The organism is Streptomyces yamdrokensis (assembly GCF_053890455.1).
Genome location: NZ_CM132679.1, coordinates 1,218,881 through 1,233,080, shown reverse-complemented (window position 1 = coordinate 1,233,080; position 14,200 = coordinate 1,218,881). Strand labels below are relative to the sequence as shown.

General features: G+C 72.2%; 14 protein-coding genes, 1 pseudogene and 1 riboswitch. Of the genes and pseudogenes, 10 read left to right on the top strand and 5 right to left on the bottom strand.

The genetic code is table 11. The features are described from left to right. Positions 1-73: 73 nt before the first annotated feature. Positions 74-760: a DUF5995 family protein gene (locus ACWZEH_RS04785; protein WP_456195902.1), complete on the bottom strand. Its 687-nt coding sequence runs from the start codon at positions 758-760 to the stop codon at positions 74-76. Between the two features lie 99 nt (positions 761-859). Between ACWZEH_RS04785 and ACWZEH_RS04780 the strand changes: the two genes are divergently transcribed. Continuing rightward, on the top strand, positions 860-1,042 hold the full coding sequence (locus ACWZEH_RS04780) for a hypothetical protein (RefSeq protein WP_456200041.1): 183 nt from the start codon (positions 860-862) through the stop codon (positions 1,040-1,042). Next, positions 1,018-1,250 (top strand): annotated as a pseudogene (locus tag ACWZEH_RS04775) (glycoside hydrolase family 6 protein); the annotation flags it as partial. The gene ACWZEH_RS04780 and the pseudogene ACWZEH_RS04775, both read left to right, overlap by 25 nt. Here the strand turns inward: ACWZEH_RS04775 and ACWZEH_RS04770 are convergent. Next, a complete protein-coding gene (locus ACWZEH_RS04770; RefSeq protein ID WP_456195900.1) occupies positions 1,232-2,647 on the bottom strand; it encodes a uracil-xanthine permease family protein in 1,416 nt (471 codons plus the stop codon). The pseudogene ACWZEH_RS04775 and the gene ACWZEH_RS04770 sit on opposite strands and share 19 nt — an antisense overlap. A gap of 136 nt (positions 2,648-2,783) precedes the next feature. Then, positions 2,784-3,989 (bottom strand): MFS transporter, encoded by a 1,206-nt coding sequence (locus ACWZEH_RS04765; protein ID WP_456195898.1) that lies wholly within the window; start codon positions 3,987-3,989, stop codon positions 2,784-2,786. Between the two features lie 166 nt (positions 3,990-4,155). Between ACWZEH_RS04765 and ACWZEH_RS04760 the strand changes: the two genes are divergently transcribed. Beyond that, positions 4,156-5,364, top strand: coding sequence for an ROK family transcriptional regulator (locus ACWZEH_RS04760; RefSeq protein ID WP_456195896.1), 1,209 nt, complete (start codon positions 4,156-4,158; stop codon positions 5,362-5,364). A gap of 88 nt (positions 5,365-5,452) precedes the next feature. On the opposite strand, the gene ACWZEH_RS04755 is transcribed toward ACWZEH_RS04760, so the two are convergent. Next, positions 5,453-6,211 carry an SDR family oxidoreductase gene (locus ACWZEH_RS04755; protein ID WP_456195894.1) on the bottom strand — a complete coding sequence of 253 codons (759 nt, stop codon included), beginning with the start codon at positions 6,209-6,211 and terminating at the stop codon, positions 5,453-5,455. A 483-nt stretch (positions 6,212-6,694) separates the two neighbouring features. Next, positions 6,695-6,825: riboswitch (FMN riboswitch) on the top strand. 144 nt (positions 6,826-6,969) lie between these two features. On the opposite strand from ACWZEH_RS04755, the gene ACWZEH_RS04750 reads away from it, so the two are divergent. The 7 genes from ACWZEH_RS04750 (at position 6,970) to ACWZEH_RS04720 (ending at position 11,885) form a co-directional block, all read left to right on the top strand. Continuing rightward, positions 6,970-7,629, top strand: coding sequence for a riboflavin synthase (locus ACWZEH_RS04750; protein WP_456195892.1), 660 nt, complete (start codon positions 6,970-6,972; stop codon positions 7,627-7,629). Continuing rightward, entirely contained in the window at positions 7,626-8,270 is a 645-nt protein-coding gene (locus tag ACWZEH_RS04745; RefSeq protein ID WP_456195890.1) for a nicotinamide mononucleotide transporter family protein, read from the top strand. The genes ACWZEH_RS04750 and ACWZEH_RS04745 overlap by 4 nt, the downstream gene beginning before the upstream one ends. Then, complete coding sequence (locus tag ACWZEH_RS04740) at positions 8,267-9,556, top strand: bifunctional 3,4-dihydroxy-2-butanone-4-phosphate synthase/GTP cyclohydrolase II (protein ID WP_456195888.1); 1,290 nt, start codon at positions 8,267-8,269, stop codon at positions 9,554-9,556. The genes ACWZEH_RS04745 and ACWZEH_RS04740 overlap by 4 nt, the downstream gene beginning before the upstream one ends. 87 nt (positions 9,557-9,643) lie before the next feature. Then, positions 9,644-10,129: a 6,7-dimethyl-8-ribityllumazine synthase gene (gene ribH, locus ACWZEH_RS04735; RefSeq protein ID WP_456195886.1), complete on the top strand. Its 486-nt coding sequence runs from the start codon at positions 9,644-9,646 to the stop codon at positions 10,127-10,129. Between the two features lie 34 nt (positions 10,130-10,163). Beyond that, positions 10,164-10,436 (top strand): phosphoribosyl-ATP diphosphatase, encoded by a 273-nt coding sequence (locus tag ACWZEH_RS04730; protein ID WP_456195884.1) that lies wholly within the window; start codon positions 10,164-10,166, stop codon positions 10,434-10,436. A 65-nt stretch (positions 10,437-10,501) separates the two neighbouring features. Next, complete coding sequence (gene hisG, locus ACWZEH_RS04725) at positions 10,502-11,365, top strand: ATP phosphoribosyltransferase (protein WP_456195882.1); 864 nt, start codon at positions 10,502-10,504, stop codon at positions 11,363-11,365. Positions 11,366-11,390: 25 nt separating this feature from the next. Then, entirely contained in the window at positions 11,391-11,885 is a 495-nt protein-coding gene (locus ACWZEH_RS04720) for a PH domain-containing protein (protein ID WP_456195880.1), read from the top strand. Positions 11,886-12,119: 234 nt separating this feature from the next. On the opposite strand, the gene ACWZEH_RS04715 is transcribed toward ACWZEH_RS04720, so the two are convergent. Next, positions 12,120-13,991: an AAA family ATPase gene (locus tag ACWZEH_RS04715; RefSeq protein ID WP_456195878.1), complete on the bottom strand. Its 1,872-nt coding sequence runs from the start codon at positions 13,989-13,991 to the stop codon at positions 12,120-12,122. Between the last annotated feature and the right edge of the window lie 209 nt (positions 13,992-14,200).

Below are 14,200 nucleotides of genomic sequence, written 5' to 3'. Positions count from 1 at the left end.
GGATCACATCGGGAGCGCGGCGGCAGGCCGGGGCGCACGCCGGTCGTGGCGAGTGACCGGCCGCGGTTCCTGCTCAGTCCGGCAGCGGTGTGAGCAGCATGCGTCCTGCGAAGCCCACGGCCGTGTCCAGGCGTTCGGTGAACTCCCCGGTGACGTCCGGCAGCCCGCGCAGCGCCCACAGCGCGCGGGCCGCCGTCCATGCCGCGTCCCGGGCGCGGTCCAGGCTCCACGCGCCGGCCAGATGGGTGAGCGGGTCGGCGAGCTGGAGAACATCGGGACCGGGCATCAGGTCCTCGCGGATGCGCTCCTCCAGCGAGACCAGCAGGTCGCCCACCTGCTCGAACTCGTCCTCCAGCCGGGCGGGTCCGCAGCCGAGCGCACGGCAGGTGTCCACGACGGCGAGCGCCAGATCATGACCGATGTGCGCATTGATGCCCGCCAGCGCGAACTGCAGCGGACGTACGCCGGGATGGTGGCGGAACTGGAACAGCGGACGCCAGCAGGCCGGCGGGCGGCGCCCCTCGGACACCGCTTGGACGGCGGCCAGATAGCGCTCGGCGAACACCACGTTCAGGGTGACCGCCGTCCCCCTGTCCCCGAGCGGACCCGCGTCGATACGCCGGCCGGCCTCCGTCGTCACCGTGAGGTAGACCCGGTTGAAGACCGCGACCCCGTCCTGGCGGGGCAGGACGGAGTCGAGGACGCGCATGCGGGAGACGACCGTGTCTACAGGGGTGTGGACTTGCTCGCATCGCGCCATGAGCGCAGAGTCGCACCTTTGGTGTGGTGCCCGTGGCGGCGGACCCGATGCTTCCCCGGAACGGGGTAACGCGCCCGTCGTGGGGGAGGGGAGCAGTACGTGTCAGGCTCGCGTGCCCAACGCACGGCCGCCCGGCGGTCCGCGCGCAGAGGCATGGCCCGGCGCGGCACCACGGTCGCGGCCGCCTCCGTCGTGGTCGCCGCCGGCACCGCCGCCGGGATGATCTCGGCGCTCGGCGAGGGCCGCGGCTCGGACGGGGCACGGCCGGCCTCGGTGCGGTGATCGACACCAGCCGCAACGGCAACGGCGCCCCGGCCGACGGTGAGTGCGCGACCCCGCGGGCCGCGCACTCGGCCGAACTCCGACGCTCAGCACCCAGGAGGCCGGGACCGATGCCTGCCTGTGGGGCGAGCTGCCGGGGGAGCCGGACCGCTGCAAGGGGGCGCCGGGCACCTTCGGCCCGTCGTACGCCTACGACTTGGCGCGCTGACCGCTTCCGCCGTCCGTCTCGCCGTCGTTCGTGTCGTAGGACGAGGTGCCCTCGTCGAGCAGCGGCTCCTGCGTCTTGAGGTGGGCGGGCGCGAAGGCGCGCAGCGCGTGGTAGCCCGTGATGACGACGAGTGTGCCGAGCGCGATGCCGCTGAGCGAGAAGGTGTCGGCGAACTCCATCGTGACGTTGCCGACGCCGATGATGATGCCCGCGGCGGCCGGCACCAGGTTCAGCGGATTGCGCAGGTCCACCTTGGCGTTGATCCAGATCTGGGCGCCGAGCAGGCCGATCATGCCGTACAGGATGACGGTGATGCCGCCGAGCACGCCCCCGGGAACGGCCGCCACGACCGCGCCGAACTTCGGGCAGAGGCCGAAGAGCAGCGCGAAGCCCGCGGCCGCCCAGTACGCGGCGGTCGAGTAGACACGGGTCGCCGCCATGACGCCGATGTTCTCGGAGTACGTGGTGTTGGGCGGGCCGCCGACGGCGGTGGAGAGCATGGAGCCGACGCCGTCGGCGGAGATGGCCGTGCCCAGCTTGTCGTCGAGGTTGTCGCCGGTCATCTCGCCGACGGCCTTGACGTGCCCGGCGTTCTCGGCGATCAGCGCGATGACGACCGGCAGTGCGACCAGGATCGCCGACCACTCGAACGACGGGCCGTGCAGGGCCGGCAGGCCGATCCAGTCGGCCTGGCCGACGCCCGACAGGTCCAGCCGCCAGTGGTCGGTGACCTCACCGCTCGCGTCCGCGGAGTGGATCTGCCCGAAGACCCGGTCCAGGCCCCAGGAGAGGACGTACCCGAAGACCAGCCCGAGGAAGATCGCGATGCGGGACCAGAAACCGCGCAGGCACACCACCGCCAGGCCGGTGAACAGCATCACGAACAGGGCGGTCCACTGGTCCTGCGGCCAGTAGGTGGCGGCCGTCACCGGCGCCAGGTTGAAGCCGATCAGCATCACCACCGCGCCGGTGACGATCGGCGGCATCGCGGCATGGATGATCCGCGCCCCGAAGTGCCGCACCGCGAGCCCCACCAGGAACAGCGCGGCCCCGACCACGAACACCGCGCCGGTGACGGTGGCGCTCGACCCGCCCTGGGCCCGGATGACCGCGGCGACGCCGACGAAGGACAGCGAACAGCCCAGATAGCTGGGCACCCGGCCGCGTGTGGCCAGCAGGAAGACGATGGTCGCGACGCCCGACATCATGATCGCGAGGTTGGGGTCCAGACCCATCAGGACCGGTGCGACGAACGACGCCCCGAACATCGCGACGACGTGCTGGGCGCCCAGTCCCGCGGTACGGGGCCACGAGAGCCGTTCGTCGGGACGGACCACCGCACCGGGGGCCGGTGTGCGTCCGTCGCCGTGCAGTGTCCAGCGGACGCCGAGATCCATGGGCTGTCGCTTTCGTCGTTCGTGCAGCGTGTCCGGACCATTGTGAGGGCTGACCAGGGATGCCTCGTCCACGCGGGTGGTCCCGGAGCGGGAGTCCGGCGGGACGGTCAGTGGTGCCTTCGGGCCCGGGAGACCTTCAGGTCCGAGGGCCGGGGACCGCCGCGTCCGGCCGGGTGATCTTCACCCGGTCTCCGGCGCGCAGCACGCCGGCCAAGCCGGCCAGACCGCACGACAACACCGTGACCAGGACGAACGACACCATCAGACTGGTCGCCTGGGCGAGCAGCCCGATCGCGCTCGGAGCGATCAGCCCCGAGGTGTACGTGATGGTCGCGACGCCCGCGATGGCGAGGCTCGGGTTGCTGCCGCTGCGGCCCGCCGCGGCGAAGCACAGCGGCACCACCACCGCGATACCGAGACCCATCAGCGCGAACCCGGCCATAGCCGCCGCGGGGTGCTGCGCGAGGACGATCAGCACTCCGCCGCAGACGGCGACCACACCGCTCGCCCGGACCGTGCGCACCGCGCCGTAACGGTCCACCACCCGGTCACCGGCGATCCGGGCGACCGCCATGGTGAGTGTGAAACCGGTGGTGCAGGCCGCCGCGAGACCGGCCGAGGCCTCCAACCGGTCGCGCAGATAGACCGCCGACCAGTCGAGGCTCGCACCCTCCGCGAAGACCGCGCAGAAGCCGATCGCGCCGATCAGCAGTGCGGAGCGGGGTGGCAGCGCGAACCTCGGGGGCGGCTCCTCGTCCACGGCGGACCGCAGATCGAGGACGTGGCCGGCGGCGGCGACGCCCACCACCGTCAGGACACCTGCCGCGAGCGTGTGATGCAGCCGGGCGTCCGTGCCCAGGTGCGCGGCGAGCGTGCCGCCCGCCGAACCGATCAGAGCGCCGGCGCTCCACATGCCGTGCAGCCCGGACATGATCGACCGGTCGAGCCGGCTCTCCACCTCCACGCCCAGGGCGTTCATCGCCACGTCGGACATGCCGGCCGTGGCGCCGTAGACGAACAGGGCCAGGCAGAGGGTGAGCAGGTTCGGGGCGACGGACGGCAGGACGAGCGCGAGTGTCCACAGGGCGATCAGCCCGCGCAGCGCGGCGCGGGCGCCGAAGCGGTGGCTGATACGCCCCGCCAGCGGCATCGCGACCGACGCGCCGAGTGCGGGGAAGGCGAGTGCGATCCCCAACTGCCCGGCGCTCACACCGGCATGGTCCTGGATCCACGGCACGCGGGTGGCGAACGAGCCCGTGACCGCGCCGTGCACGGCGAACACCGCCCCCACGGCGTACCGCGCCCGCCGCACCTCCCGCTGCCCGTACACCTCTGCACTCATGGTCCTGCCCCTCCCGGTCTCCCAAGCCATCCCTGACGCGCCGCGTAAACTATCAGGGTCCCTGCCTGAAAGATAAGGGGATTCTCGCCGGCCCTCGTCCAGCCCGGCCGGCCCGGCCCTGTCGCCGTTCGCCGTCCGCTGTTCGCCGATCTGGAAGGATCACGCCATGGCCGCATCCCCGAGCACTGCCCGAGTCATCAACGACAGGCTCGCCCTGCGTCTGCTCCAGCAGGAAGGGCCGCTGACGGCCGGGCAGTTGAAGCAGCTGACCGGCCTGTCCCGGCCGACCGTCGCCGACCTCGCCGAGCGGCTGACCGCGGCAGGGCTGATCACCGTGGTCGGGGAGGCCGGGGAACAACGGCGGGGGCCGAACGCGAAGTTGTACGGGATCGTCGCCGACCGGGCGCACCTGGCCGCACTCGACGTACGGACCGAGGGCGTCGCCGTGGTCGTGTCCGACCTCGTCGGCACGGTCCTGGCCGAGGCCTCGGCGCCGATCGAGGTGGACGCCGGGACCGGGCCCGCCGTGGAACGGGCGGTGACCCTCGTCGAGCGGACGGCGAAGGAGGCGGGCGCCGACCGGCTGCACACCGTCGGCGTCGGAGCCCCCGGGCTGATCGACCCCGCGAGCGGGGAACTGCGCGACTCCAAGGGGCTGCCGGAATGGCACCGCCGACTGGTCGCCGCGCTTCAGGAGCGGCTGCCCCGGGCACGGGTCAGCCTCGAGAACGAGACCAACCTCGCCGCCCTGGCCGAGCAGCGCGACGGGGCCGCCCGCGCCCGCGACACCTTCGTCCTGCTGTGGCTCGGTCATGGCACCGGCGCGGCCGTCGTCCTGGACGGCGCCCTGCGCCGGGGCGCCTCCGGGGGCACGGGTGAGATCGGCTTCCTGCCGGTCCCGGGGACGCCCGGCCTGCCGTCGGCCACGGACTGCGGCGGCGGCTTCCACTCCCTCGCGTCGGCGTCGGCGGTCGCGGAACTGGCGGGGGAGTACGGGATCGTGGCCGGGCCGGACGTGCAACCGGCGGCGGCGGGCGCGGTACGGGCTGCCGCCGCGCGGGCACGGGAGGAACAGGGCTCGGCGGACGCGCGCTTCCTCGACGCCCTCGCAGACCGCGTCGCCGTGGGGGTCGCGTCGGTGGCCGCGCTGCTGGATCCCGGGTGCGTGGTGCTCGGCGGGGAGATCGGCCAGGCGGGCGGGGAGGAACTCGCCGTCCGCGTACAGGAGCGGACGGCCCGGATGTCACCGCTGCCCACCGAGGTGCGGGCGAGTGCCCTGGGGGGCGGCGCGGTGCTGCGCGGCGCCCTCCTGACGGCCCGGGACCACGCCCAGGACGAACTCTTCGGCCCGGCCGCGCAGGGACACGCCCGCTGACCGGCCGCCCACCGGCGGGCCCGCCCGGCGCCGCGCACGCGCCCCTGAGTCCCGGCACCCGCGGCGCCTCACCCCACCCGGCGCGCGCTCACCTGCCCGCGCGTGCGCGCTCCGCCCGCGCCGTCAGGAAATCCTCGAAGGTGCCCTTGCCCACCGCGTGCTCCGGGGCGAGGTGGCCACCGGCCCGGAAGGCGCGGTACGCCGCACCCCGGAGGGGGACCCCGACCACCGCGCGGCGGCGGCCCGCGGCCTCCAGGTAGGAGCGCGCCAGGGACTCGAACGTGCGCACCTTTGGCCCGCCCATGTCCGCGACGCGCCCCGCGGGCCCGCCCCGGGCCAGCTCCGCCAGACGGTCCGCGACCTCGGACACCTCGATCGGCTGGTCCTTCACACGGGCCGGCAGCAGCATCACCGGAGCCCTGCTCAGTTGCTGGAGGAGTGTGAGCACCAGGTCGTGGAACTGGGTCGCGCGCAGCACGGTCCAGCCGAGTCCCGACTCCTCGATCAGCCGCTCCACCGCGAACTTGGTCCTGTAGTAGCCGAACGGCACCTGGTCGACCCCTACGATCGAGATGTAGACGAGGTGCCCCACCCCGGCCCGCCGCGCCGCTTCCAGGAGGTTCTTCGCCGCCGCCTCGTCGCCACCGCGCGGGGCGCTCGCGCAGTGGACGATCGTGTCCACCTTCGTGACGGCCGTGTCCAGCGCGCTGCCGCCCCGGCGCAGGTCGACGGCGTACTGCTGGGAGTGCCGGCTGAGCACCCGTACCTCCCGCGCGCCCGTCCGCAGTCGCTCGACGACGTGCCGGCCGAGGGTTCCCGTACCGCCGGTCACCAGGATCGTGGTCATGCCGTTCAGCTCCTCAGGCGCTGTCGTCGGACGCCGGCACCCCTGCCCGGGTACCTTCGTCAAGTTCATCAGGAGAGGGACGGAACCGCCGCCGGGAATGTGACACGGGGCCTCGGACGGGGCCGGCGGGGCGGGGCCGGCGGGGCGGGGCACGGTGGTGAGGCCCGGCGGCGGGCAAGGGCCGTCGTCACCGCCGCCGGGCCGGTCTCTGGGGAGGCTGAAGCAGACGCTAAGAGGACTAGACCAGATCGTCAACAGGTATGGACCAGTCACGGGGAGCGTTCGGGAGCGCTCCGGTGGCATCCCATGGCGCACGAGGGCGCGAAAGCGGGCGGCTGTCGGGCGGCCGCCGACTCGATGGCGGGCCGCCCTCCGGGGCCGTCCCGCGGTCACGGTGCACGATGTCGCCATCTGTGATCCACCCCACACCCGATGCCTGTATGGACGGCGGGCGTGCGTGGCACACTGGCCCTGTATCAGCAGCAGCGCACTCCGGGGTCGGTGAAAGTCCGAACCGGCGGTTACAGTCCGCGACCCGGCCACTTCCAGTGGCCGGTTGACCAGGTGAAATTCCTGGACCGACGGTTAAAGTCCGGATGGGAGGCAGTGCGCGGCGGGCGGGCATCCATGCGCGCCGTCGTACCGGTCCGTCCTCATGGCGGGCTCCGTCCGGCGTCGCTCCCGGTGCCTTCGCCCGTTCTTCTGTCGTCGTCGGCAGCCCCGGAGTCCGTGCCCGAAGAGGCAGGAGGACCCGGGAAGTGTTCACCGGAATCGTCGAAGAACTGGGCGAGATCACCGCCGTCGAGACCCTCGACGACGCTTGTCGCTTCCGGCTGCGCGGCCCCGTCGTCACCGGAGGCGCGAAGCACGGCGACTCGATCGCCGTCAACGGCGTCTGTCTCACCGTCGTGGATCACGAAGGCGACGAGTTCACCGCGGACGTGATGGCCGAGACCCTGAACCGCTCCAGCCTCGGCTCCCTCGCCGTCGGCTCCCGCGTGAACCTCGAACGCCCCATGGCCCTGGGTGCCCGCCTCGGCGGCCACATCGTGCAGGGCCACGTCGACGGCACCGGCCGGATCCTGGGGCGCGAGCCGTCCGAGAACTGGGAGATCGTCAGGATCTCCCTGCCCGCCGAACTCTCCCGCTACGTAGTGGAGAAGGGTTCCATCACGGTCGACGGCGTCAGCCTCACCGTCGTCGCCGCCGGGCAGGACTTCTTCACCGTCAGTCTGATCCCCACCACCCTCGCCCTGACCACCCTCGGGCTCAAGCAGAGCGGCGACCCGGTCAACCTCGAGGTGGACGTCATCGCCAAGTACGTCGAGCGGATGATCGGCGACCGCGCGACGGGAGTTCCGGCCGTCGGTGCCCCGGCCGTCGGTGACGGCACCGCCGGTGAGGGGGCCGTGCGGTGAACTGGCTGAACTCGGAGGCGTTCACCCTCTTCGACCAGCACATCAAGTGGTCGGACATGATCGGCAACGTGATCGGACTGGCAGCCCTGGCCCTCGGCTGGCGGCGCTCCATCTGGACCTGGCCCGCCCAGTTCGTCTCGGGCCTCATCCTCTTCACCGCCTTCGCCACCGCCCACCTCTCCGGCAGCGCGGGCAAGCAGATCGTCGTCATGACCGTCGCCGCCTGGGGCTTCTGGCAGTGGAACCGCGGCCGGCAGCGGGCGCAGGACGGCTCCATCGCGGTGCGGTTCGCCACCTGGCGCGAGCGCGGCGCGCTGGTCGTCCTCGCCGCCCTCGGCACCCTCGCCGTCGGCGGCCTGTTCACCGCCTTCCCGTCCCTGTCCTGGGACCCCTGGCCGGACGCGTACATCTTCGTCGGCACCATCGTCGCCATGTACGCCCAGGCCCGCGGCATGGTCGAGTTCTGGTTCGCCTGGCTGCTGGTCGACCTCGTCGGCGTACCGCTGAACTTCGCCAACGGCTTCGCCTTCTCCGGCTTCGTCTACGTCGTCTACGGCGTACTGGTCCTGTGGGGACTGCGCGACTGGTGGCTGCGCTCCCGCGAGGACGCGCGCCCCGCACTGGAAGGAGCGCCGGCATGAGCACGGCACCGATTCTTTACCGCACCGAGGAGTTCGAGGGCCCCATGCTCGACCCGGTCGAACAGGCCATCGCCGACATCGCGGCCGGCCGCCCCATCGTGGTCGTCGACGACGAGGATCGCGAGAACGAGGGCGACCTCGTCGTGGCCGCCGAGAAGGCGACCCCCGAGATCGTCGCTTTCATGATGAGCGAATGCCGCGGACTGATCTGCGCCCCCATGGAGAGCGACGAACTGGACCGGCTCCGTCTCCCGCAGATGGTCGAGGACAACACCGAGTCGATGAGGACGGCGTTCACCGTCTCCGTCGACGCCTCCGCCGCCCACGGCGTGAGTACCGGCATCTCGGCCGAGGACCGGGCCACCACGCTCCAACTGCTCGCGAGCGGCACCGCCGAACCCGCCGACTTCGTCCGCCCCGGCCACGTCTTCCCGCTGCGAGCCCGCTCCGGCGGCGTGCTCGAACGCGACGGCCACACGGAGGCCGCCGTCGACCTCGCCCGTCTCGCGGGACTGCGCCCGGCCGGCGCCATCGTCGAGATCGCCGGCGAGGACGGCCGGATGCTGCGCCTGCCCGAACTGATCCCGTTCGCCCGCAAGCACGGTCTGACGATCATCTCCATCGAGGACCTGATCGCCTACCGCCGCAGCTCCGAGCCCACCGTCCGCCGTGAGGCCGAGGTTCGGCTGCCCACCTCCCACGGCGTGTTCACCGCCTACGGCTACCGCTCCACCGTCGACGGCGTCGAACACGTCGCCCTCGTCCACGGAGACATCGGCGACGGCCGGGACGTCCTCGTACGCGTCCATTCCGAATGCCTCACCGGCGACATTTTCGGCTCCCAGCGCTGCGACTGCGGCCCCCAGCTGGATGCCTCGCTGGACCGCATTCAGGCGGAGGGCCGGGGCGTCCTCGTCTACCTGCGCGGGCACGAGGGGCGCGGTATCGGCCTGATGTCCAAGCTGCGCGCCTACGAACTCCAGGAACGCGGACGCGACACCCTGGACGCCAACCTCGAACTCGGTCTGCCCGCCGACGCACGCGACTACGCCGCCGGAGCGCGGATGCTCGCCGACCTCGGGGTGCGCGGTGTCCGCCTGCTGACCAACAACCCCGACAAGTCCCAGGCACTCGTCCGGTACGGCATCGAGGTCACCGGCCGCGAGCCGATGCCCGTCACCGCGGGCGAGCACAACATCCGCTACCTGCGCACCAAGCGCGACCGGATGGGCCACGACCTGCCCTGGCTGGACACGCCGACCGTGCCTGCCTGCGGCAATCAGTGAGCGTGCCCGTGCGCGGCGGACAGTGACCGCGACGACCAGCAAGAGAGCCGGCCCGCGGTGGCCGGCCGAGAACCACCGAGGAGAGATGTGAGCGGCAAGGGTGCACCGGAACTGTCCGTACGCGACGTGGGGGACCTCCGCGTCGCCGTCGTCGCGGCACAGTGGCACGAGAAGGTGATGGACGGACTGGTCGACGGGGCCCTGCGCGCCCTGCACGACCTCGGCATCGACGAGCCGACCCTGCTCCGGGTCCCCGGCAGCTGGGAACTCCCGGTCGTCGCCAAGGTCCTGGCCGGACGCGGCTACGACGCGATCGTCGCCCTCGGAGTCGTCGTCCGGGGCGGCACACCCCACTTCGAGTACGTGTGCCAGGGCGTCACCCAGGGCCTCACCCAGGTCAGCGCCGACACCGGTGTGCCCGTCGGCTTCGGCCTGCTCACCTGTGACACCGAGGAACAGGCGCTGGACCGCGCCGGACTGCCCGGCTCCACCGAGGACAAGGGGCACGAGGCCGTCACGGCGGCGGTGGCGACCGCGGCCACGCTGCGTTCGGTATCCGAACCCTGGCGGTGAGCAGTCCCCGGCACCGCGTAGGGTAAGGACCACCATGTCCAATAAGACGTTCGAGGAGCTCTTCACCGAGCTCCAGCACAAGGCCGCGCACGGCGACCCCGCCACCTCCCGTACCGCCGAACTGGTGGAAAAGGGCGTCCATGCCATCGGCAAGAAGGTCGTCGAGGAGGCCGCCGAGGTCTGGATGGCCGCCGAGCACGAGGGCAAGGAAGCGGCCGCCGAGGAGATCTCGCAGCTGCTCTACCACGTCCAGGTGATGATGGTCGCCCGAGGCATCTCCCTCGACGACGTCTACGCCCACCTGTGAGCGCGGGCACTCCCTGCCACCCCTGACCACCGGTACACCGTCACACCGCAAAGGAAGCCGACCTCATGCTGCGCATCGCACTCCCCAACAAGGGTTCACTGGCAGGCCCTGCGGCGGAGATGCTGCATGAGGCCGGCTACCAGCAGCGCCGGGAGTCGAAGGAACTGCGGATCGTCGACCCGGTCAACGAGGTCGAGTTCTTCTATCTCCGACCCCGTGACATCGCCATCTACGTCTCGTCCGGCCGCCTCGACATCGGCATCACCGGCCGCGACCTCCTGATCGACTCCGGTGCCGAGGCCGAGGAGATCCTGCCCCTCGGCTTCGCCCGCTCCACCTTCCGCTTCGCCGCCAAGCCCAGCGCCGCCAAGAGCGTCGCGGACCTGAACGGCAGCACGGTAGCCACCTCCTACGAGGGCATCGTCGCGCGGTACCTCGCCGACCAGGGCATCGACGCCTCCGTGGTCCACCTCGACGGCGCCGTCGAGACCGCCATCGAACTCGGTGTCGCCGAAGTCATCGCGGACGTGGTCGAGACCGGCACCTCCCTGCGCAACGCGGGCCTGGAGGTCATCGGCGAACCGATCATGACCTCCGAGGCCGTCGTCATCCGCCGCACCGACACCGAGGCCGGGGCCGACGGCACGGTCGAGTCCAAGGTGGGCCAGTTCCTGCGGCGCCTCCAGGGCGTCCTCGTCGCCCGTACCTACGTGATGATGGACTACGACTGCCGGGTCGAGCAGCTGGAGAAGGCCGTAGCGCTGACCCCCGGCCTGGAGTCCCCGACCGTGTCCCCGCTGCACAACGAGGGCTGGGTCGCCGTCCGCGCCATGGTCCCCTCCAAGGAGGCCCAGCGGATCATGGACGACCTCTACGACCTCGGCGCCCGCGCCATCCTCACCACGGCCATCCACGCCTGCCGCCTCTGACCCGGACCGATCCCGGAGCCGCACCATGCCGGACGCCACCCCCGAGCCTTCCCCGGACGCCACCTTGGGGCATCTGCCCTCCTTGCCCGTCACCTTCCGGCCGGGCCGCACCCGAGCGGTGCTGCTCGCCGCGGCCGCCGGGCTCTTCGCCGCCATCTCCCTGATCGCGCTGCTGCTGGAGCAGCTCAGCCCCGGCGAACGTCTCAGCTTCGTGTTCACCGCCGCCCTGCTGGCCGGAGTCCTGGTCCTGCTGGCCCGGCCGAAGGTCGACGCCGACGAGACGGGCGTCACCGTCGTCAACATCGCGACCCGGCGCCGCCTGGACTGGGCCCAGATCCTTCAGGTCAACCTCCGTCCGGGTGACCCCTGGGTCTTCCTCGACCTCAGCGACGGCACCAGCCTGCCGGTGCTCGGCATCCAGCCGGGCATCGCCCGGGAGCGCGCCATCGCCGACGCGCGGACCCTGCGGGCGCTCGCCGAGGCACGGACCACGGCCCCCGGCCCCGAGACGTCCCGGTGACCCTCCTCGGCGAGGGACGGATCGCCCTGCGGCGGCTCTGACCCGCACGCCGGCCCTCGGGTCCCGAACTGCCGCTCGACGACGCCCCTCACCGCCGTGCGCCGCGCGCGTCCGGCCGGGTACGGGAGCCGGTGGTCCTGGGGGGCGTCCTGGAACCGCCGATGGGCGAGGTCCTGGACCCGGCACACGGGGAGGAACGGGGCACGGGGACGCAGCCGCGGGGACCCGCCGGCGTCACGCCGCCGGCGGGTCCTGCGGACCTCGTCCGGACAGGACCTCCCCGTACGCCTGCATCAGATCCGGCAGCCGCAGCGTCGCCAGGTCCTCCCGGGTCAGTGTGCCCGGATAAGCCGGGTACGCCGACAGCCGCAGATCCCGGTACGCGCAGCTCTTCTCGTACAGCGTCCGCAGGAACCGCCCGTTGCCCAGCTCGTCGATCCACCCCTGGTCCACCACGTGCCCGGCGACGGACCGCAGTTCGTCCAGCGCCTCCTCGTCCCACACGTCGCCGTTCTCGGCGGCCAGTACCTCGCCGATCGCGGTGAGTTCGAGAGGCCGGTAGGAGGGGAAGTCGACGCGGGTGGTGAAACGGGACGACAGACCCGGGTTGGCGCCCAGCAGGCGGTCCATGCCCTCCGGGTAGCCGGCCAGTATGACCACCAGGTGATCGCGGTTGTCCTCGGCCCGCTTCAGCAGTACCTGGAGTGCCTCGTCGCCGTACGCGTCGCCCTTGCCGTAGCCGGAGTTGGAGAGCGCGTACGCCTCGTCGACGAAGAGGACCCCGCCGAGGGCGGAGTCGATCAGCTCGTTGGCCTTCACCGCTGTCTGGCCCAGGTACTCGCCGACCAGATCGGCCCGCTGGGCCTCCACGAGATGATCGCCGCCGAGCAGCCCCAGAGCGTAGAAGACCCGGCCCAGGATGCGGGCCACCGTGGTCTTGCCGGTGCCGGACGGCCCGGAGAACACGAAGTGCCGCTTCGGCGGCTGCACCGGCAGTCCCTGCCCGGCCCGCAGCCGTGCCATGTTCAGCTGCGCCGACAACGCCTTGACCTGGCGCTTCACCGGCTCCAGCCCGACCATGCGCTCCAGCTCGGCGAGCGCCTCCTCCAGTAAGGCGGGATCGGTGGGACCCGTGGGCAGCGGATTCACCGGATCGCCGCTCCTCGCGCGCACCGAAGGGCCCGTGACCGGTGGCAGGGGTGGAGGCGGCGGCTCCTGCTCGGACAGCATCAGATCGCGGCCCTCGGCGTCGAACAGCGGGTCGAGAGTGTCCGGGCCGTCCAGCGGTTCCGCGCCCGCACCGCCGAGCGCGACCGCGCCGAGGTCGGCCGAGTCGTCGTAGCCGTCCCCCTCGGCGATGGCGGCGAGCCGGGCCGACGTGTCCATGAAGGCGGGATCGATCCGGTGCACGGCCCGGTACAGGGGGAGCGCGGCGGCACTGCGGCCGGTGCCCTCGTGGGCGCGCGCCAGCCAGTAGCGCAGCTCCTTGCGCTGCGGCTGCTCGCTGCGGCAGCGCATCAGGGCCGCCGACAGCAGCGGCTCGGCCTGCCCGTACATCTCCAGACGTACCCGGGCCATCCCGCCGAACAGGCCTGTCTCGATCCCGAGCAGCGGATCGCCGTGCAACGGGTCGGTGTGCCGGACCAACTGCTCCCAGTCCTTGACCAGATAGGCGCGGCAGGCGTGCAGGAAGCGGACCTGCGGGTCGGCGTCCACCGGAGGGAGACCGGCGAGCGCGCGGTCCAGTTCGGGGACGTGGCGGCCGTCCAGCCAGTGGGAGGCGTGCGCGAGCAGCAGATCGCGTGGGTTCTCCAGCACCGGCTGCACCCACCAGCCGAGCCAGTACCAGGAGTTGAGGGTGCGACGGTGCCGCGCGCGCTGTTCGCCGAAGCGGTCCCGGTGCCGGAACATGCGCAGCAGCGCGGCCGTCGTGTCGACGCGCAGCGCGTGCAGCCCGAGCCAGCCGTCCGCCATCCCCGGGTCGATCCGTACCGCGGCCCGGAACTCCTCCTCGGCCTGCGGATAGGCGCCCATCGTGTAGGCGTCCACCCCCCGCAGCCAGGCGAGGTCGGCAGGGGCCTGCGGGCCCTGCGTGCCGAAGTCCATCCCGTCCCTCACAAACCGTGCCCCGTCGGTATGCCCCACCGGCCCTCGCCCGCCGGCTGCCCTGAGGCGAACCGCTGTGCCGCGGACCGGAGTTGCACGGTGCGCGAAGCAGTGTCCGTTGGTCGCACCGAGGGCATCGTACCTGCGGCGCCGTCGCCTCCGTAGGGGGCCTTGCCCGCGGCGGGGCGATCAGGGAAGGGGAGACGCCC

What these genes read in the sequence shown, in the direction of transcription:
- ACWZEH_RS04785 (WP_456195902.1), bottom strand. Translation starts at nt 760, where the DNA reads ATGGCGCGATGCGAGCAAGTCCACACCCCTGTAGACACGGTCGTCTCC.
- ACWZEH_RS04770 (WP_456195900.1), bottom strand. Translation starts at nt 2,647, where the DNA reads ATGGATCTCGGCGTCCGCTGGACACTGCACGGCGACGGACGCACACCG.
- ACWZEH_RS04755 (WP_456195894.1), bottom strand. Translation starts at nt 6,211, where the DNA reads ATGACCACGATCCTGGTGACCGGCGGTACGGGAACCCTCGGCCGGCAC.
- ACWZEH_RS04720 (WP_456195880.1), top strand. Translation starts at nt 11,391, where the DNA reads ATGCCGGACGCCACCCCCGAGCCTTCCCCGGACGCCACCTTGGGGCAT.
- ACWZEH_RS04765 (WP_456195898.1), bottom strand. Translation starts at nt 3,989, where the DNA reads ATGAGTGCAGAGGTGTACGGGCAGCGGGAGGTGCGGCGGGCGCGGTAC.
- ACWZEH_RS04730 (WP_456195884.1), top strand. Translation starts at nt 10,164, where the DNA reads ATGTCCAATAAGACGTTCGAGGAGCTCTTCACCGAGCTCCAGCACAAG.
- ACWZEH_RS04740 (WP_456195888.1), top strand. Translation starts at nt 8,267, where the DNA reads ATGAGCACGGCACCGATTCTTTACCGCACCGAGGAGTTCGAGGGCCCC.
- ACWZEH_RS04760 (WP_456195896.1), top strand. Translation starts at nt 4,156, where the DNA reads ATGGCCGCATCCCCGAGCACTGCCCGAGTCATCAACGACAGGCTCGCC.
- hisG (WP_456195882.1), top strand. Translation starts at nt 10,502, where the DNA reads ATGCTGCGCATCGCACTCCCCAACAAGGGTTCACTGGCAGGCCCTGCG.
- ACWZEH_RS04715 (WP_456195878.1), bottom strand. Translation starts at nt 13,991, where the DNA reads ATGGACTTCGGCACGCAGGGCCCGCAGGCCCCTGCCGACCTCGCCTGG.